Raw genomic sequence first — 19498 nt, forward strand, 5'->3', positions numbered from 1 at the left:
GGAAATCCACTTACGAAACGCCCCGAACCTGGTCAAACAGACCGAACTACCTCTGATTACCCAGGTGCTGGCCTATGTTGATCCTAAAGACCGGGTTCTGGCGCCACACCCGATGCGCAATATTGGGCCCATCGCGGTTTGATGCCGCTCTTTTGGCAGCATTTACTGCTACAAGAAAGGAGACGAGCCATGATACATGGAAGAACGAACAAATCCCGCAAGAGTGCGATGCACATCGCGTTGGCCAGTGGGCGTCTGCGTAAGCAGGTGGCTAATGATCTGGGTGTCGGAATGGCGACGCCGAATAAGTGGATCACGGCACACCGCGACACTGATGCCGTGTCGAAAGGGGATCTGAGCCTTGCTCAAGAGAAGGGCCGACTTTGGCGTGAGAAACGCATTCTCAGGGAGGAGTGAGTAATCGTAAAAAAGCAACGCAGATCTTCGCGTTTCAAGGATCGATATTCGGATTGCACTATTTCAGTTCCAGATCGCTGGAAAGTTCACCCGGGTGCCTGTTGGGGTGACCCGCCGGTAAGGTGTTGACGCAAAAGACGGCGGCTTGACACTGGCGGCGCGTGCCTGGCGCGCCGCCTTGTCTTGCAGCAAAGGGGCGTTTGCGGCCCCCCTGTGTCAGGCTGGCACGGTCTCAATAAGAAAGGGGTTTTTGAACCAATGCTCCTCAAGGTTGTTTCCCGTGCCGATCCTGTCGATTACCACATATTGGCCGGGGGCGTTCAACGGGGCAAGAACCCCATGCCAGACGCCGCGATGCAGGTTGATGGATTGGCCAGGACCGGTCAGAAACGCTTTCAGGTTGGCTGGCTTGCCGTCTGCATCGTCCGCCACGATCACCAAAAACCGGGTGCCGGTGATCGGAATGAAGGCCTGACTGCCGTAAGGATGGCGTTCAACCATATCCACCAGGTAGGGCAGCTGCCGCGCCTTGGCGTCGAACAGGCTGATCCCGGCATGGCCGCTGGCAAAGTCCAGTTGGGCAAGATCATGGTGACGGCCGCACATGCCTTGGTTGATGATCTTGTCCGGGGTGCCGGATACTTCGATCACCTCGCCGTAGGGGGCAAATGCAGCAGCCGTCAGTGGCGCGACAGACAGCGGGTTGCTCATTGCGGCAAGGCGTCCTTGAGGCGCAACTCGGCTATCCGTTCAATCTGACGGCACGCCTCGGTAAATTCGGTGTCGCGGTCGTTGTCGATGCGCCGCTCAAACGCCGCCTTGATCGAGGCTTTGCTATTGTCGCGCACCGCAATGATGAACGGAAAGCCGTGCTTTGCGGTATATTTTTCGTTGAGCGCGGTGAACGTTTCGCGTTCCGCGTCTGTCAAATTGTCCAACCCCGCGCCCGCCTGTTCTGAGGTGCTTTCTGCGGTCAGCCGGCCGGCGGCGGCCAGTTTCCCGGCAAGGTCGGGGTGGGCGGTCAGAACGCCCAGGCGCTCGGCCTCGGTTGCTGAACGGAACATCCGTGCCAGTGCGTGGTGCAGACCGGTGGCGCAGTCATGCGCGGGGCCAAGCTCCAGTTCCCAGGCGCGCTCTGCGATCCAGGGGGAATGTTCGAAAACACCACCGTAGGCTTTGACGAAATCGGCCTTGGTCATCTCGGATGGTCGGGCGAAATGCCGGGGCGGATGGGTTTCTTGCCAATGATGGGCAATGTCGATGCGCCGTGCAAACCAGACATCGGCTTTTGATTTGGCGTATTCCATGAACCGGCGCAGTGCCATTACGCGGCCCGGCCGCCCGATCAGCCGGCAATGCAGCCCGATTGACAGCATCTTGGCGGCACCCGCCTCGCCCTCGGCGTAAAGCGCGTCAAAACTGTCCTTCAGATAGGCAAAGAACTGATCGCCCGAATTGAACCCCTGCGGCGTGGCAAAGCGCATATCGTTGGTGTCCAGCGTATAGGGCACGATCAACTGATCGCGGTCGCCGTAGCGCACCCAATATGGCAGATCGTCGGCATAGGTGTCGGCCACATAGTCAAAACCGCCCTCTTCCGCCGCCAAACGCACGGTATTGGCCGAACAGCGCCCGGTGTACCAGCCAGTCGGGCGGGTGCCGGTCACTTCGGTATGCAGGCGGATCGCCTCTTGCATGTCGGCGCGTTCGTCGGCGTCGGAATAATCCTTGTATTCAATCCATTTCAGGCCGTGGCTGGCAATTTCCCAGTTGGCGTCCTGCATCGCGCGCAGCTGTTCGGGGTTGCGTGCCAGCGCGGTTGCGACGCCGTAAACCGTCACCGGGATATCCAGTTCGGTGAACAGGCGATGCAGGCGCCAAAACCCGGCCCGTGCGCCATATTCGTAGATGGATTCCATGTTCCAGTGCCGCTGACCCGGCCATGCGGCGGCGCCTACGATTTCCGACAGGAAAGCCTCGGACGCCGCATCACCGTGAAGCACACAGTTTTCACCGCCCTCTTCGTAGTTGACGACGAATTGCACGGCAATCTTGGCGTGGTTTGGCCATTGCGGGTCGACGGGCTTGGACCCGTGACCCCTGAAATCGCGAGGATAGCGGTTCATGAGGGACTCCTTGGTTTTCTGTAGTTGTAGAACGGAAGAACGCCGGAAACCTTCAAAAAGTTTTTGAAGCTGTTGCTTGAACGTTTGTGATGCCGCACAAGCCCCATACGGGGCACAATACCCTGAATATATATTGGAGGAATGGATGTCTGGCTATCTTACCACCCATGTGCTTGATACTGCGCGCGGATGCCCCGCTGCTGGCCTCAGGATCGAGCTGTTCCGGCTGGAAGGCGAGAGCCGCACGTTGATTCGCGCCCTGACCACCAATGATGACGGTCGCACCGATCAACATATTCTTCCCGCTGCTGAATTTGTCGTTGGCACTTACGAGCTGGTTTTCCACGCAGGTAAATACCTTGACGCCAGTGGCGCCGACTTGGCAGACCCAAAGTTTCTGGACCAGATTCCGCTGCGCTTTGGCATGTCTGAGGCGGTCCATTACCATGTTCCGTTGCTGCTGTCGCCGTATTCATATTCCACTTACCGCGGTAGCTGAGCGACCTGTCTCGCGTCGGAAATAGCGACCGTCATTCGCTCGATCATGAAATCTATGAACAGTCGCGTTTTCGGGTCTTGCTTGCGCCGATGCGTGTAAAGGCAGGCCATCTGGATCGGCACCGGAGGCTCGTGCGCTAAAACCTGCACGAGCTTGCCCTCCCTTATATACTGCGCCACCTCAAACAGCGGTTTCATGATAATGCCGTGCCCGGCAATCGCCCAATCGGTCAGCACGTCGCCATCGTCGCATTCGAACGGGCCTGAAATCTCGATGCGTTTGACACCATCCGCGGTTTGCAGCGGCCACTGAAATTCGGGGGCGCCGGGATAGCGCAGATTCAGGCAGGCGTGTTCGGTGCGCAAATTTTCACTATTGGACGGGTCGCCACGCTTTTCGACATAACTGGGTGACGCGCACAGCAGCCGCGGGCAATCTGCGATTTTGCGGATGCGTAGGCTCGAATCCTCGGGGATTCCCAGATAAAATGCGACATCCAATCCTTCCATCGCCAAGTCTACCTTACGGTCTGACAGCCGCAGCCTAAGCTTGATCATGGGGTATTGTGCGTGAAAGTCTGGTATTTCGGGCGCGATCAACCGGCTACCAGCCCCTAGCGGTGCCGAAATGTGCAAAATGCCACGCGGGATCAGCGTCACCTCGTTCACGTCGGCTTCGGCTTCGTCCACGGCATCAAGGATCTTACGCGCACCGGGATAAAAGATGTTACCCTGTTCTGTAGCGTTTAATATTCGTGTCGTACGCTGAAACAATCTGATGCCAAGGTGGTCTTCCAATTGGGAAATCCGTGCCGACGCGACCGCCGCCGAGATCCGCAAATCCCGTGCTGCCGCTGACATGTTTCCCAGTTCGAATACACGAACAAAGGTGCGTATGTTGTCCAGATATGCCATCAGCTATTGTTCGTTTTTATTTGAAACAGCTAGGAGTCTTTTCACAATACAGTGAAATGGCACATCCGGCTAGGGTTGAGATCTGATTTTTTTGGGAGGAAGTCATGATGGATCTTATAATCTCATGGGAATGGCTGGGGTTTGCCGTGCGTTGGTTGCACGTCATCACCGCAATCGCCTGGATCGGATCATCGTTTTATTTTGTCGCCCTTGATCTGGGGCTGCGCAAGGCACCGGATCTTCCGGCGGGCGCGCATGGGGAAGAGTGGCAGGTCCACGGTGGCGGCTTCTACCACATCCGCAAATATCTGGTCGCACCGTCGCAGATGCCAGAGCATCTGACCTGGTTCAAATGGGAAAGCTATGTGACCTGGCTTTCGGGGGCGGCGCTGTTGATGATCGTCTATTGGGCGGGTGCCGAACTTTACCTGGTTGATGCGCAAAAGGCAGATCTGGCGATCTGGCAGGGCATTGCCATTTCTGCGGCATCGCTGACGATTGGCTGGCTGGTCTATGACTTCTTGTGCAAATCGGGGCTGGGCGAAAAACCAACCTTTCTGATGGTGCTGCTGTTCATTCTACTGGTCGCGATGGCCTACGGCTATAACCAGATCTTCACCGGCCGCGCCGCGCTGCTGCATCTGGGCGCCTTTACCGCCACGATCATGACGGCCAACGTGTTCTTCGTCATCATGCCGAACCAGCGCATCGTGGTGAAAGACCTGCAAGAGGGCCGTGCCCCTGATCCGAAATACGGCAAGATCGCCAAGCTGCGTTCGACCCACAACAACTATCTGACGCTGCCGGTTTTGTTCTTGATGCTGTCGAACCACTATCCGCTGGCCTTTGCGACCAAATACAACTGGTTGATTGCGGGTCTGGTATTTTTGATGGGGGTGACGATCCGTCACTACTTCAACACGATGCACGCCCGTAAGGGTAAACCGATCTGGACCTGGTTTGCGACCGCGGCACTGTTTGCTGCGATAGTCTGGCTGTCCAACTCGCCGCTGGATCAGGACACCTACGAAGAATCCGAGGCACGCGACCTTAACCGTACAGAGCAGGTGTTTGCCAATGCGGAAGGGTTTGAAGAGGTGACGGGTGTGATTCCGGGGCGCTGTGCAATGTGTCATTCCCGCGAGCCGGGGTATGAGGGCATCTACCATGCGCCCAAGAATATCTTGTTGGAAACGCCTGCGGACATCGCCAAAAATGCGCGGTTGATCTACGTCCAGGCAGGTCTGACAGTTGCCATGCCCCCCGCGAACGTATCGTATATGGAACCGGAAGAGCGTCAATTGGTGCGCAAATGGTATCGCGACGCTGCCAAGAACCTGCCGTTTACCGTTGCCATGGACTGATTTTCAGTACCTCTGTGCCTCCCCGGCAACCGCGGCTTTGGCCGCGGTTGTCGCGTTTTGGGGGTAGCTGACCGCGTTTGTGGTGCGTGGGCGATCGGGCAGGTCACAGAATAAATGGATGGCGGCCGGCAATACCCGGCCGCCATGCTTTGGTTTTATTTCGACGCGTCAGAGGCGCTTTTCATCAGGAAGTCCATCACAAGGGTTTCCTCGTCCGCATCCAGCCCCGCGCGCGGGAACATGGAGGGGGTGATGGATTTCCACTGCAACTGCGTAAAGGCGGCCGGGTCACGCGGGCTATGGCAGACCGTGCAACGTTCGTAGAACATCTTTTCCCCCGGCGACATATCGGCGTAAAGCGCCTCGACCAAGGCATCAATCCGGTCCAGGTTCAGCAGATCATCGTCGATTTCGGTGATCTCCATGTCGTCGATGATCGCAGGTTTGTCATAGGCCATGTTCGGGCCTTCCGGGTCTTCGCATTTCTTGATCGAAACAAGGCAGGTGTTTGCGGTCGTTGCCTGGCTTAGCCCCGACGACTTTTGCGACGACGTCAGGAAGTTGGCCAGACCCGAGTTGCAGCGCCCCTTGCTGTCCAGCTGTGGCCAGCCCCCTTCATAGATCGAAATTACGCCTGGCATGATCTCATCCGATACTACGGCCCCGGCGATAACGGCGCCACGGTCATTGTAAATCTCTACCAGATCGCCGTTGGCGATACCGCGTTCGGCGGCGTCTTCACTGTTGATCCGCACCGGCTCGCGGCCCTGGATCATGTAAAGGTCGCGCAGCCGTTCCGAGTTGCCCATCTGGCTGTGCAGACGGAACCACGGGTGCGGGCTGACCATGTGCAATTGGCCCTCTTGGGCGTTGCCAAGGTATTCGGCCGGCTCCAGCCACGTCGGCATGCCGGGGCAATCTTCAAGGTTCATCTCTGCGATGGTGTCGCAGAACATTTCGATCTTGCCCGACCGGGTGTGCAGCTTGTTCTTTTCCGGGTCGGTGTAGAAATCGCCGTGGCGCACCCAGGCGCGGGCCGCTTCGGGGGCCTTTTGCCATGCGTAGCCTTTTTCCCAGAACTCTTCGAACGGCGTGGTTTCCGAGGCGGTCGTGCGCGAATAGGCCTGTTTGATGATGTCGATATATTCTTCGTATTGCTGGTCTTCGACAAACTGGCTGCGTTTGTACATCAGGTCCGCCAGGTCGGCAAAGATGTCAAAATCGCTGCGGCTTTCGGCGACCGGCTCGATCACCTTTTTCATCGCGTAGATACGGTCGTTTGAATAGGTGCCGCCCACGCTGATGTCATCGCGTTCCAGCGTCGAGGATGCGGGCAGCACGATATCGGCCCAGCGGGTCGCCGCTGTCCACCAGACGTCCTGACTGACGATGGTTTCAACCGTCCCCAGCGCGCGGATCAGCCGGTTGGTGTCTTGCTGGTGCGACATGAAGTTGTTGCCAGCGTTATAGATCATCTTGGTGGTCGGGTATTTGCGAACGTTGCCGTTATAGATGATCTCGGCCCCGGGGTTTTCCAGCGCCTCGGTGATCCGCGAGGCAGGCACGATATACTCGGTCACCAGGTTCTTGCCTTGGCTCAGCCCGACAGGGGTGGCCTTGCCCGATTGTGGCATCCCGCCACAGCCGTAGTGCCAGCTAAAGCCTACGCCTTCGCCCGGCTTGCCGATCTTGCCGGTCAGCGCAGCAAAGTTGATGATTGCCCAGTGCGTCATCTCGCCGTGGTGGGCGCGTTGCAGTGACCATGCGCCGGCAATCTCGGTTTTGGATTTGGCCATCAACTCGGCCAGTTCGCGGATCTTGTCCGCGTCGATACCGGTGATCGCGGCGGCCCATTCGGGCGTTTTCGGCGTCTTGTCGTCGCCTTCACCCTTTACATAGGCAATCCACTTGTCTGACCCGACAGTGTATTTCGCCATATATTCGGTGTCTTCCAGCCCCAGTTCCAGAATGTGATAGGCCATGGCGTTGAACAGCGCCACGTCCGTATTGGGGACGATCCTGACCCAGTCGGCCTCAAGAAAATCGTCTGACGCGGTGCGCTGCGGGTTGATCGAGATAAACTTGGTGCCGTTGTCGCGGATCTGCTCCCACGGGCCATACATGCCGTGATCGGCCACGGTGAATTCGATACGGTTGTTCTTGATCGGGTCACAGCCGACCAGCACGAACACCTCGGTGTTGTCGCGGATCACTTCCCAGGCGGTTTGGGCCGAATAAACCTCCATATCGCCGATGACATGCGGCAGGCTGATTTGGCTTGCGCCGGCAGACCAGTCGCCCACGGTCAGCGTGCAGCCACCCAGCATGTTGAAAAACTTGCCCTGAAGCACGTTGGGGCGCATCAGGCCGGCATGGCTCCAACCGCCATAAGACGTAGAGACGATGGCCTGGTTGCCATGGGTCTCGATCGTGTCGACAATCGCCTTGGCGGTCAGTTTCAGCGCGGTATCCCAATCGACGCGGACATATTCTTCCTTGCCGCGCAGTTCGGGCTTGGTATCGCCGGTCTGCCAGCCTTCCAGATAGGATTTGCGCACCATCGGATAGTTGATGCGGGTCTTGTCATAGGTGCGGTCCACGACACCATGAAGCAGCATCTCGGTCGGGCGGGCGTCCAATTCGGGCACCGCGCTGATGTTGATCAGCTTGCCGTCACGCACCACAGCCTCAAACGGGCCGTAGTGGGTTGCATGAAAAGCACGCCCCGCGAATGAGTTGGGGTCGATGGCGGCCATGGCGCGGCTGGCCAGCAGGCTGCTGGCGCCTAGCGCGACGGTGCCTTGCAGGAATGCGCGGCGGCTTGGGGTGGTGAATGACATGCGTGCCTCCAATGGCTGAACTTTGCCGGACACTAGTCACCACCGCAGCGATTCTTGTTGACATGACGCAAGTTCAGATGTTCGATCTTGTAAAGAAATGTAAAGGCGAGGCCATGCGTCGACATATCCTTATCGTCGAAGATGATCGCGTCACGCGGATGCGCCTTGCCGCCTATATGCGCGAACTGGGATACCGTGTTTCAGAGGCCGAAGATGCCGACGCGATGGAACACATCATTGAAATGGACCCGCCAGAGCTGTTGTTGGTTGATATCAATCTTGAGGGTAAGGACGGGTTGACGATCACCCGCGAACAGCGCTCGAAATCGCGAGTGGGGATTATCCTTTTGTCGTCGCGGGCCGATCAGGTTGACAAGATCGTCGGGCTTGAAATGGGTGCCGATGACTATGTGACCAAGCCGTTCGATCCCCGCGAACTGGCGGCACGGGTGAAAAACCTGCTCGCGCGGATCGCGGATATCGGGCAGGCGCCCGAAGGCCTCGCCCCGACAGACGTGATCGGGCCGTGGCGCTTTGACCGGATTCGCCGCAGGCTGGTGTCGCAGGCGTGCAACGTTCCCCTGACCAAGCAGGAGTTCGAGGTGCTGGGCGCCTTGGCCGACCACCCCGGCCTGACACTGGGCCGCGACCGCCTGTCAGAGTTGATCGGCCGTGGCCAGCATCGCGCCGCGGACCGGGTGATCGACGTGGTGGTCGGCCGGTTGCGCCGCAAGATCGAAGCAGACCCCGTGAACCCTGACTGGATTCTGACCATCCACGGCGAGGGTTACAGGCTGGTCGCGCCAGAAGCAGGCTGAAGCCCCGCCGTCACCGCCGCCGCCTCTATCGCGTTGCGTGTCGCATCGGCCCCGGCCCGGAGCCGGGTCAGATCAGCGGCGGACAGCGCGCCCGGTAGCATCTCCAACCGGGCCAATAGGGTGCAAAACTCGGTCAGACGAAAGTTCGCCGCCGCCCCCTTCAACCGGTGCGCGGCGCGGCGCCTGCCATCGGGTGGGGCGGTTTCAATCTGGTGCAGCGCGGCGGGCAGATCCTCCAGAAAGGCGCGCACGATGGCTTCGGTTTCCGCCGCACCGATCTCCTTCAGGTCAGATTGCAGCGCGGCCAGAACCTCGGGTGGCGCGGCGGCAGGGGTCTGCGGCCCTGGCGTGGAAAGACCCGAAAGCACCTCGGCCAGCGCGCGCGGCGACAGCGGTTTGGTCAAGATCACCGACACCCCCAGCGCGGCGCGGCTTTCGGCGCTGTCGTCCAGCAGATGCGCGGTCAGCGCGACCAGCGCCCCCTGACCGGGCACCTCGCGCAGCTTTGCAATCAGCGCCTCGCCCGGCATGTCGGGCAGGCCAAGGTCAATCAGCAAAAGGTCAAAGTGCTGCGCCTTGGCGGCCCGCAACCCGGCGGCAGCGTCAACCGCCTCGGTCACGCGACAGCCCATCCGTTCTAAAAAGCCGCGCGCGACCATCCGGTTGACGGGATGATCCTCGATGACCAGCACCGACCGCCCCTGCGCCGACAAGGGCACGACCGTCTGCGCCTCTTCGATGCGAGCCGGGTCACCGACCTTCAGCGGCACCGTCAACGTGAAACGGCTGCCCACCCCCGGCGCGCTTTCAAAATCCAGCGCGCCGCCTATCTGTTCCGTCAGCCGGCGCGAAATCGCAAGGCCAAGCCCGGCCCCCTCGACCCCGGCCCGCCGCGCCGAGGCCGCCCGGCTATAGGCATCAAACGCCCGGTCCGCCGCTGCGCGGGTCATACCCACCCCGGTATCGGCCACGGTGAAGGCCAGCACCGGCGCACCTGTCGCAGGATCGCGGGCATGGTCGATCAGCAGCGACACCCGCCCCGACGGCGTATATTTCACCGCGTTCGAGATCAGATTGGTCACCACCTGCCGGATCTTGACCAGATCGCCAAACAGCACCGGCGGCGCATCTTCTGCCAGATCGACAACGGCTGTCAGCCCCTTTGCACCTGCCAGCGCCTCCAGTTGCAGCGCCAGTTGCCCTATCAGTTTGCGCAAAAAGAAATGCACATCGGTGCTGCCGCCCTGTTCTTCACCGGCACTGGCAAACGTCAGAATGTCATTGGTAATCTCCAACAAGTTGCGCGCCGACTCCAGCGCGACGTGCAACCGCGCGCGTTCGTCGGGGCGCTGTTCATCCAGAACCAACAGGTTGAGCATCCCGATAAAGCCGTTCAGCGGGGTGCGGATCTCATGGCTCATCCGCGCCAGAAACTGCGATTTGCGCAGATTGGCGGTCTCGGCCTCGGCGCGGGCGGCGTTGGAATCGTGCATCTCGCGCAGGATATCGCCGGTGCGTGCGATTACCGCCTCTTCCAGCCGGTTGCGCAGGCGTGCAGCTTCGGCGGCACGGCGCCGCAGAATGTTCAGCGCCTTTTCCATCCGGCCAATTTCATCATTGCCACTGATCGAAATTGGCGTGTCGTTGTCGCCGCGCGCCACCGCAATGATCCGGCGCGAGACATTGGCCATGCGCTGCACCAATTGCCTGCGAACATAGGCCCGCAGTAACGCGCTAAGCAAAACAGCAATTCCGACGGCGATAAACAGGCCCACTGACAGCCTTTCACTTAGCTTCGTGGCTGCAGTTACCCGCGCAATATTGTCGCGCTGGGCGGCCTGCCGTAAAGCCTGCGCGCGCTGGGCCAATGCTTGGATGCGGTTGTGCAACTGCGCGCTTGCCGATCCGATGCGCGCCAAGGCTTGCGCGCGCCGCACACCCTCTGCTGCCACCCCACCGGTTCCCAGTGCCGCGCGAAAATCCTGTAGCAGCGCCCGTGACTCGGCTTTGGCGGCTGTCATTGGCAGGTAGTCGATGCGCTGATCGGCAAGGTTGATCCAGCGGGTCAGATCTGCGGCCAGCGTGTCTATTGCGCCGGAGGTTTCTGCCTCTGTCATCTGCGCGGTCAGGATACGGATCAGATCGGCCGCGCGAACCAATTCGCCAATTCTCTCGAACGAAAAGAAATAGTCGTCAGCCATCCGGTCAAGCCGTGGCCGCAGTGCGCTGCCGTCTTGCATATACAGATCAGCAATAGCCGATGTGATCCGTAATCGCGCCAGATCCAACTGTTGGGCCAATAGCAGGGAAAGGCGCTGCGCCTGCTGGTCCAGGCGGTTGCGCACCTTCGCGATGCTTTGACCCAGGATCAGTGCATCTCTCGCATCGGCGGTCATCTGCGTCACCAAAGTGCTGATCGGGGGGCTGTCGTCGGGTGTTGCGATCCGCCCGATCAGCGATTGCAGTTTAGCCATGTCGTCATGGATGCCAGCAACGGTATCGGCCAGGACTTTCGCCGCACGGTCCAGCTCCGTTTCGGCATTTGCGTTGACAAAGCTTGCCGCCAATGACCCGACCAGATCAGCCGATGCGCCAATTCGGCTGGCCAAATCCACCGCTGGCAGGCTACGCGCCATCATCGCGTCGTTGGTTTTGATAAGATGGCGGTTGACGGCAATGGAAATGCCGCCGACCATCAGGGTCATGACCCCCATGATGGCAAAAACCTGAAGGAGCCGCGTGTCAAAACGAGCCTTGCGCATGATGCAGTATTACGAAGCCTTTCTGCGCGGTTCAACGCGATTGCGTCTGGCCGTGATATTTGGCGCGGCGCTTGCCATGGGAGGCCCGGGTTTAGCGGCGCCGGCGGTTTCGGTCTGCGTGCTGGTGCCGCATTTCAAGGATGAATACTGGCTCAGCGTCGGCTATGGGCTGGAGCAAGAGGCAAGGCTGCGCGATGCAACCCTGTGGATCCAAGAGGCGGGCGGCTATCAGGCCCGCGAAAGCCAGATCCGGCAGGTTGATGCCTGTGTGGAAGCGGGCGTCGATGCAATTGTGATCGGGGCCGTTACGTCAGACCACCCCGATTTACTGGCGGCCATCGTGCGGGCGGCTGAAAAAGTGCCAGTCTTTGCGCTGGTCAATGTGCTGCATTCGCCTGTTCTGAGTGGGTCGGTAGGGGTCGACTGGGCTGATATGGGGCGGGCAGTGGGGAATTATCTTGCCGCGCGCGATCCCGCGGGCGGTCCCCTCAAAACGGCGGTGTTGATTTCCGGTCCCCGCGAATCCGGCTGGACCGCGCCGTTAGAGGCAGGTTTGCGCGATGCGTTGGTCAACAGCAGCACCCGGATTATCGCCGTTTACGGCGCAGATACCGGCCTGGATGCCCAATTGGCACTGGTCGAAACCGCACTGTCCCGACACCCTGATGTTGACTATATCATCGGCAGCGCCCCCACGATTGAGGCCGCAATGGGCCATTTGCGCGCGCATCCTGATGCAAATAGAACGCCAAGGCTGATTGCGACCTATCTTGCCCATACGGTCAAGCGTGGCCTGGTGGGCGGTAGCGTGCTGTTTGCGCCCTTCGATGACCCGCAAGAGCAGGGGCGAATGGCGTTGCGCCAAGTGTTGACGTTTTTGCAAGACCATCGAAGGGTCGGCAAACGGGGGCCAAAAATCCTGCCGTTGACGCCCGGTGATTCAGCTTTGCAAAACGTCCATCTTTCGCCTGCGGACTATTTTCCGAAAATTGAGTGATCCTGAAATAATACAGGCGATTGCTCGGCAAATCGTGGCGACATGGCCCCGATCTTGGCTCCATTCCCGAAAAAAGCAAATTTTCCGTCAATATTCCCATAGCGCCCACCCGCCACAGCCCTTAAATGCAACCATGCCTACGTTGGGAGGAGGAAGCCCATGCTGGATATTGCCTTGATGCGGAGCTCGCTTGCCGAGGCCTACGATCTTGCGCCGTCGCTGGAAAAGGCCGAAGCCACGGCCGATATACACGCCCGGATGAACCGCGTCGTGCCGCTGGCCGACTGGGCCCGTTATGCGCCCTATGTGATGGAAATCAATCGCCTGAAACGCGAACGAAATGCCGTCATTCTGGCGCATAACTACATGACGCCAGAGGTGTTTCACGGGGTTGGCGATGTTGTGGGCGACAGTCTGCAACTGGCGATTGCCGCGACCAGGGTCGAGGCCGACGTGATCGTGCAATGCGGTGTGCATTTCATGGCCGAAACCTCAAAAATCCTGAACCCGGCGAAAACCGTGCTGATCCCGGATATGGCGGCAGGCTGTTCGCTGGCAGAAAGCATTACCGCTGAAGGCGTTGCCGAGATGCGCGCCAAATACCCCGGTGCGCCGGTTGTCAGCTATGTCAACACCACTGCCGAGGTGAAGGCCGCCTCGGATATCTGCTGCACATCGTCCAACGCCGCGCAGATCGTTGCCGCGATGGAAGGCGATACCGTCATCATGACCCCTGACCAGTATCTGGCCCAGAACGTGGCGCGCCAGGTGCCGGGCAAGCGGGTGGTCTGGTGGGCGGGGTCGTGTATCGTCCACGAACAATTCACCGCCGCCGACCTGCGCGAATTTCGCACCCATTACCCTGACACGCAGATCATCGCGCATCCCGAATGCCCGCCCGATGTGGTGGCCGAGGCTGATTTTTCCGGCTCGACCTCGGGTATCATCGACTATGTGCACAGCCACAAACCCGGCCGGGCGATGCTTGTTACTGAATGTTCCATGGCCTCGAACATCGCTGATGAACTGCCAGAAGTCGACTTTGTCGGCCCCTGCAACATGTGCCCCTATATGAAGAAAATCACCTTGGAAAAGATTCTCTGGTCGCTTCATACGATGACGACCGAAGTGGTGGTCGACCCTGAAATTTCCGCCCGTGCCCGCGTGGCTGTGCAGCGGATGATAGATCTGTCGCGGAAAACCATGGCATGATACCGCAGTCTGCCGCCCACCTTGCCACTGACCGCGTGATTATCGTCGGGGCGGGTCTGGGGGCGCTTTACGCGGCGCTGAAACTGGCGCCGCGCCCGGTGCTGGTGATTTCGCCTGAACGGCTGGGGGCAGGGGCCTCGTCTGCCTGGGCACAGGGCGGGGTTGCGGCGGCGATGTCGGCTGGTGATAGCCCGGAAAGCCACGCAATAGACACGCTGCGTGCGGGCGCCGGCACAGTCGACCCCGAAATCGCCCGCATGGTCACCGCCGAGGCAAAGGCACATATCCTGAACCTGACCACCCTTGGCACGCCGTTCGACCGCGACGCGAGCGGCGACTATATCATGTCGCGCGAAGCGGCGCATAGCCAGCCGCGCGTGGTCCGCGTCAAGGGCGATCAAGCCGGCCGCGAGATCATGCAGGCGTTGATCGCTGCCGTGCGTGTGGCGCCCTCGGTGCAGGTGCTTGAGGGGGTGCTGGCGTCGGGATTGGAGGCGCTGAACGGTACCGTCACCGGCGTTTGGCTGGAACGCGCGGATGTGCCTTCGGGGCGGGTGCTGCTGCGCGGGGCGGCGGTGCTGCTGGCAGGCGGTGGATCAGGCGGGCTTTATGCAGTGACCACCAACCCGCCGCGGATTCGCGGCCAGGTGATCGGTATGGCCGCCCGCGCGGGTGCCGTTATCGCTGACGCCGAATTCGTGCAGTTTCACCCCACCGCCATTGATTGCGGCGAAGACCCCGCCCCCTTGGCAACCGAGGCGCTGCGCGGCGAAGGGGCCACCCTGATCAACGCCGATGGCACCCGCTTCATGCTGCCCCTGCACCCCGATGCCGAACTGGCCCCCCGCGATATTGTCGCCCGCGCGATCTTTGCTGAATCCGTGGCCGGGCACCGGCCGATGCTTGATACCCGCGCGGCGCTGGGCGCGTCGGTACTGACCCGCTTTCCCGCCGTGGCCGAAGCTTGCAAACGGGCCGGAATAGACCCTGTTTCACAGCCTATTCCGGTTGCCGCCGCCGCGCATTACCACATGGGGGGCGTTGCGGTTGATGCGCAGGGCCGGTCCAGCCTTGGCAACCTTTGGGCCTGCGGCGAGGCGTCGTCTACCGGGCTGCATGGCGCAAACCGTCTGGCCTCGAACGGGCTGCTTGAAGCGCTGGTTTTCGCCCGTCTGTGCAGCCTGTCGATTGATGCGGCCCTTGGCCCGGTGGTCGCGGCCCCTGCGGTCAGCCTGACCTTCCCGGAAGGTGGCACCGTTCCGGACCCTGACGCCATCGCCCGGTTGCGGCAGTTGATGACCGCCCATGTCGGCGTCATGCGCAACGAGGCAGGTTTGCGCCGCGCGCTGGCCGAGATTGGCGAAATCGAATCCCTGGCGCCACCGTCCGAAACGCTGGCGAACATGACCGCCACCGCCACGCTGATCGCCGCCGCCGCCTTGATGCGGGAGGAAAGCCGGGGCGGGCATTTCCGCACCGATTACCCTGACGCCGACCCGGCGCAGGCCGAACGATCGCGCCTGACACTGGCCACCGCCCTGGCCCTTCGCGCCGATGTCACTGAGGATACCCGATGACTGCAACCCTGCCTGATTTCCTGCTTGAACCACTGGTTCGTGCGGCGCTGACCGAAGATCTGTCCCCGATGGGGGATGTGACCACCCGCGCAGTCATTCCCGCCGGTGTCCGCTACACTGCCCGCCTGAACGCGCGCGAGGCGGGCGTGGTTTCCGGCATGCAGATCGCCGCGGTGGCGTTCCGGCTGGTCGACCCCGCGCTTCGGTTGGAAACGCAGGTCGCTGATGGCCAGCCTTGCCAGCCCGGCGATACGCTGATGACCATCGACGGCGCCGCCGCCTCGATCCTGATGGCGGAACGGGTGGCGCTGAACTTTGCCGGGCGGCTGACGGGCATTGCCACGCTGACCGCGGCCTTTGTGGCGAAAACGCGCGGCACGAACACGCGCATCACCTGCACCCGTAAAACCACCCCCGGCCTGCGTGCGGTGGAAAAGCTGGCGGTGCAGCACGGAGGCGGCTTTAACCACCGCTACGGCCTCTCGGACGCGATCCTGATCAAGGACAACCACATAGCCGCCGCCGGCGGGATTACCGCCGTTCTGACCGCCGCCAAGGCAGCCCGCAGTCACATGATGCGGATTGAGATTGAGGTTGACCGGCTGGACCAACTGGCCGAAGTGCTGGCCATCGGCGGTGCCGATGTCGTGCTGCTTGACAATATGGACACGCCCACGCTGCACCAAGCGGTGGCAATGGCCGACGGAAGGGTCGTGCTGGAGGCGTCGGGCAATATGCAACTGCCACGCATCGCAGAGGTGGCGGCCACCGGGGTTGATTACATCTCATCGGGGGCGCTGACCCATTCAGCGCGCACGCTGGACCTTGGCCTGGATTTCTAGACGGCCGGTCAGTTGATCCCGTGCAGATAAGGTGCGAATTCGGCGGTGATGGATTCATAAACCGCCCGTTTGAACGGCACGATCGCCGCGACCATCTCTGCCGCGCCAATCCAGCGCCAGGACGCAAATTCCGGGTGGTCGGTGGCAATGCGGATCTGGGTGTCGGCGCCCTGAAATCGCAGCAGGAACCACTTTTGCCGCTGCCCCCGGTATCGGCCTTTCCAGACCTTGCCCATCAATTCATCGGGCAGGTCATAGGTCACCCAATCTGCGGTTTCGGCGACCGGTTCCACCAGATCCGCCGTCACCCCGGTCTCTTCCCATAATTCGCGCAGCGCCGCGTCATAGGGGGCCTCGCCCGCGTCGATCCCGCCTTGTGGCATCTGCCAGGCGGCAACCGGGCTGTCGATGCGCTGCCCTGCAAAGATCAACCCTTGGGGGTTTATCAGCACCACACCCACGCAGGGCCGATAGGGAAGGGTGGAAATCTGATCGGGGGTCATACGGTGTCCTGTGATAGCAAGGGGCAATGGCGAAACGGGGGGCCAAGGCCCCCCGGTTCAATGGCGCAATTGCCGCGCTAATTCTTTGTCGCGTCGGCCAGCGATTTGACGACGTCGGGTGAAATCACCGACAGGCCCTTGAGAATATCAATGGCATAGGCCAGTTGATAATCGTCCAACCGCAGCTTTGCCGCCTCTTCGGCCTTGGTGCGTTCCGCCTCGGCTTGGGCTTTTTCGTCCTCGGACATGGAATCGTTGCTTAACGTGCCGCGAAGATCGGCTTCTGACCGGGTTCTGATCTTGGTCGCGGCTTCGTCCTCTTCGACGGCCGGGGCTTTGGGCGGCTGTTGCACCACCACATCGGGCGCAATCCCCAGGTTCTGGATCGAGCGACCCGACGGCGTGTAATAGCGCGCCGTGGTCAGCCGCATCGCGCCATCGCCCTTGATCGGCATCACCGTCTGGACCGAGCCCTTGCCAAAGGATTTCGTCCCCACGACGATTGCGCGGTGATGATCCTGAAGCGCCCCGGTCACGATTTCGGAGGCCGAGGCAGACCCGCCGTTGATCAGCACCACAATGGGTTTACCTTCGGCCAGATCGCCGGCCGAGGCGTTGAAACGTTCGCTGTCTTCGGCCTTGCGGCCACGGGTCGATACGATTTCGCCCGCATCAAGAAACGCGTCAGACACCTTGATCGCCTGGGTCAGCAGGCCACCGGGGTTGTTGCGCATATCCAGAACAAAGCCGTTCACCTTGTCCATACCGCCCGCGTCCTTGACCGCCGTTTTCAGGCTGTCCACCAGATTGGGGTAGGTTTGATCATTGAACGTGGTGATCCGCAGCACGACGGTCTGGCCTTCGGTGCGGCCCTTTACGGCGGTCAGTTTGATCGTGTCGCGGATGATCGACACATCGAACGGCTCAAGCGTGCCTTCGCGCACCACGGTAATGACAATCTCGCTGCCCACCGGCCCGCGCATCTTTTCCACGGCGGCATCCAGCGTCAGCCCAAGGATCGATTCACCATCCACATGGGTAATATAGTCGCCCGACTCGATCCCCGCTTCTGCTGCAGGCGTGCCGTCCATCGGAGAGACGACCTTTACAAAGCCCTCTTCCTGCGTCACCTCAATGCCAAGCCCGCCAAAGCTGCCCCGCGTCTGCGTGCGCATATCGTCATAGGCGTCGGGCGGCAGATAGCTGGAATGCGGGTCAAGCGATGTCAACATCCCGTTGATCGCCGCCTCAATCAGATCCGAGTCCTTGACCTCTTCGACGTAATCCGTGCGGATCCGTTCAAAGATGTCACCAAACAGGTCCAACTGCTCATAGACCGAGGCCGATTTGGCGGCCTCTTGTGCCACCAGGGGCCCGGCAACCTGCGTTGTCAGAATTGCCCCGGCGATAGTACCGCCAATCGCGGCCATTACGAATTTTTTCATCGTCAATCCCTGGTTTTCCTCATCCCTGGTCTTTACGCGTTTCAGTGAACCATTGGGCGGGGTCCACGGGCTTCTTGTTCAGTCTCAGTTCAATATAAAGCGTTTCTGACCGCCCTGCGCCACCGCCAATCTGTGCCGCTGCCACAAAATCCGTGCCAAACTCTTTCGCGCCCGGCTCGGATCCGCCCATCAGACCCACTGCCGCATCCTGCGCAAGCACGTCCCCTACTTCACCATAGACGGTGTCCAGGCCCGCCAGAACCAGAAGATAGTCTTTTGCGGGCTCTAGGATGATCACATTTCCGTAGTCCAAGAGCGGCCCGCGGTAGCGAATGGTCGCGGGCCAGGGTGTCGTGACCAGCGCGGCCGGTGCGGTGGCCAAGATCATGCCAGGGCGGCGGATACCGGCGGCGTCGGCCTCACCGGCGCGGCGCAGCAGGCTACCCATCACCGGTAGGCGCAGCGTGCCCATCGCACCCGCAAAATCATCCATCGGGGCGCCGATGTCATTGTCAATATCCGCCAACCCCGAGGCAAAGCCCTCCATCGTGTCCGCGCTTTCGACCAGCGCGCGCAGTTCTTCGGGCTCTTCCAGATAGCGGGTCGGCAGGTTGATCCGCTCTGCCACCGCCTCGCTTAGCGCCGTGCGCGCCTCTTGAACCGAGGCGAGCCCGCTTTGCAGCGTCGCCGCGGCACTTTGCTGTAGGCTGCGCAGGTCTGATATTTCCTGCAAGGTCGTTCGCATCGCCTCAGCCTCGGCCTGAAGCGCGGGCGTCACCGCCCCCAACACCATGCCCGATCGCGCCACCCCGACCGGCCCCGCCGGATGCAGCAGCAACAGCGGCCCGTCGGATTGCTCCATCGTCGACATCACCCCCAGCAACCGCCCGACGCGGTCACGTTTGGCATCGAACACGGCGCGGATCTCGGCCTCGCGGATGGCGGCGCGGCGCAACCCGTCGCGCAGCGCCCCCAGACCTTCCTCATAGGCGCGGATCGTTTCGGTCAGCGCAGCGACGCGGTCTTTCGACGATTTCGCCACATCCAGCGCCGATACCGCCGTGCGCAGATTGTCAGCGGCCAGCAGCGCGGCCTTGGCCGCAGCACTTTGCCCTTGGGCCGCCGCCGCCATTATCGGCACGGTCAGGGCCAACGCCAAAGCCAGTATGGTCGCGCGCATCC

Annotated in this window: 15 protein-coding genes and 1 pseudogene; 8 read left to right on the forward strand and 8 right to left on the reverse strand. The window is 60.9% G+C overall.

The genetic code is table 11. The annotated features are described in order from the left end of the window. Positions 1-189: 189 nt before the first annotated feature. A pseudogene (locus tag ACM62R_RS13060) lies at positions 190-414 on the forward strand (IS3 family transposase); the annotation flags it as partial. A 219-nt stretch (positions 415-633) separates the two neighbouring features. Here ACM62R_RS13060 and ACM62R_RS13065 read toward each other — a convergent pair. Both ACM62R_RS13065 and puuE read right to left on the reverse strand, forming a co-directional pair. Next, positions 634-1128 (reverse strand): ureidoglycolate lyase, encoded by a 495-nt coding sequence (locus ACM62R_RS13065; RefSeq protein WP_415184484.1) that lies wholly within the window; start codon positions 1126-1128, stop codon positions 634-636. Next, positions 1125-2543, reverse strand: a complete 1419-nt coding sequence (gene puuE, locus ACM62R_RS13070; RefSeq protein WP_415184485.1) for an allantoinase PuuE — start codon at positions 2541-2543, stop codon at positions 1125-1127. The genes ACM62R_RS13065 and puuE overlap by 4 nt, the downstream gene beginning before the upstream one ends. Positions 2544-2688: 145 nt before the next feature. Between puuE and uraH the strand changes: the two genes are divergently transcribed. After that, positions 2689-3042, forward strand: coding sequence for a hydroxyisourate hydrolase (uraH, locus tag ACM62R_RS13075; RefSeq protein WP_415184486.1), 354 nt, complete (start codon positions 2689-2691; stop codon positions 3040-3042). Here uraH and ACM62R_RS13080 read toward each other — a convergent pair. Beyond that, complete coding sequence (locus ACM62R_RS13080; protein WP_415184487.1) at positions 3027-3956, reverse strand: LysR family transcriptional regulator; 930 nt, start codon at positions 3954-3956, stop codon at positions 3027-3029. The genes uraH and ACM62R_RS13080 overlap by 16 nt on opposite strands. A gap of 104 nt (positions 3957-4060) precedes the next feature. Here ACM62R_RS13080 and ACM62R_RS13085 point away from each other — a divergent pair, with 104 nt between their 5' ends. Continuing rightward, complete coding sequence (locus ACM62R_RS13085; protein WP_415184488.1) at positions 4061-5320, forward strand: urate hydroxylase PuuD; 1260 nt, start codon at positions 4061-4063, stop codon at positions 5318-5320. Positions 5321-5475: 155 nt separating this feature from the next. On the opposite strand, the gene ACM62R_RS13090 is transcribed toward ACM62R_RS13085, so the two are convergent. Continuing rightward, entirely contained in the window at positions 5476-8160 is a 2685-nt protein-coding gene (locus ACM62R_RS13090) for a molybdopterin-dependent oxidoreductase (RefSeq protein ID WP_415184489.1), read from the reverse strand. Between the two features lie 113 nt (positions 8161-8273). Here ACM62R_RS13090 and ACM62R_RS13095 point away from each other — a divergent pair, with 113 nt between their 5' ends. After that, the gene (locus ACM62R_RS13095; RefSeq protein ID WP_415184522.1) at positions 8274-8978 is read left to right on the forward strand and encodes a response regulator; all 705 of its coding nucleotides are present in this window, start codon (positions 8274-8276) and stop codon (positions 8976-8978) included. Here ACM62R_RS13095 and ACM62R_RS13100 read toward each other — a convergent pair. Then, positions 8948-11683: an ATP-binding protein gene (locus ACM62R_RS13100; RefSeq protein WP_415184490.1), complete on the reverse strand. Its 2736-nt coding sequence runs from the start codon at positions 11681-11683 to the stop codon at positions 8948-8950. The genes ACM62R_RS13095 and ACM62R_RS13100 overlap by 31 nt on opposite strands. Before the next feature lie 34 nt (positions 11684-11717). On the opposite strand from ACM62R_RS13100, the gene torT reads away from it, so the two are divergent. The 4 genes from torT to nadC all read left to right on the forward strand — a co-directional run bounded on the left by torT (position 11718) and on the right by nadC (position 16368). Beyond that, positions 11718-12737 (forward strand): TMAO reductase system periplasmic protein TorT, encoded by a 1020-nt coding sequence (gene torT, locus ACM62R_RS13105; RefSeq protein WP_415184491.1) that lies wholly within the window; start codon positions 11718-11720, stop codon positions 12735-12737. 159 nt (positions 12738-12896) lie between these two features. Then, a complete protein-coding gene (gene nadA, locus ACM62R_RS13110; protein ID WP_415184492.1) occupies positions 12897-13949 on the forward strand; it encodes a quinolinate synthase NadA in 1053 nt (350 codons plus the stop codon). Beyond that, a complete protein-coding gene (locus ACM62R_RS13115; protein WP_415184493.1) occupies positions 13946-15526 on the forward strand; it encodes an L-aspartate oxidase in 1581 nt (526 codons plus the stop codon). The genes nadA and ACM62R_RS13115 overlap by 4 nt, the downstream gene beginning before the upstream one ends. Beyond that, the gene (nadC, locus tag ACM62R_RS13120; RefSeq protein ID WP_415184494.1) at positions 15523-16368 is read left to right on the forward strand and encodes a carboxylating nicotinate-nucleotide diphosphorylase; all 846 of its coding nucleotides are present in this window, start codon (positions 15523-15525) and stop codon (positions 16366-16368) included. The genes ACM62R_RS13115 and nadC overlap by 4 nt, the downstream gene beginning before the upstream one ends. An 8-nt stretch (positions 16369-16376) precedes the next feature. On the opposite strand, the gene ACM62R_RS13125 is transcribed toward nadC, so the two are convergent. The 3 genes from ACM62R_RS13125 to ACM62R_RS13135 all read right to left on the reverse strand — a co-directional run bounded on the left by ACM62R_RS13125 (position 16377) and on the right by ACM62R_RS13135 (position 19496). Beyond that, entirely contained in the window at positions 16377-16871 is a 495-nt protein-coding gene (locus ACM62R_RS13125) for an RNA pyrophosphohydrolase (RefSeq protein WP_415184495.1), read from the reverse strand. A gap of 77 nt (positions 16872-16948) precedes the next feature. Next, positions 16949-18316, reverse strand: coding sequence for a S41 family peptidase (locus ACM62R_RS13130; protein ID WP_415184496.1), 1368 nt, complete (start codon positions 18314-18316; stop codon positions 16949-16951). Positions 18317-18335: 19 nt separating this feature from the next. Next, positions 18336-19496: a murein hydrolase activator EnvC family protein gene (locus ACM62R_RS13135; protein ID WP_415184497.1), complete on the reverse strand. Its 1161-nt coding sequence runs from the start codon at positions 19494-19496 to the stop codon at positions 18336-18338. Between the last annotated feature and the right edge of the window lie 2 nt (positions 19497-19498).

Source organism: Phaeovulum sp. (assembly GCF_047638075.1).
GTDB lineage: Bacteria > Pseudomonadota > Alphaproteobacteria > Rhodobacterales > Rhodobacteraceae > UBA6197.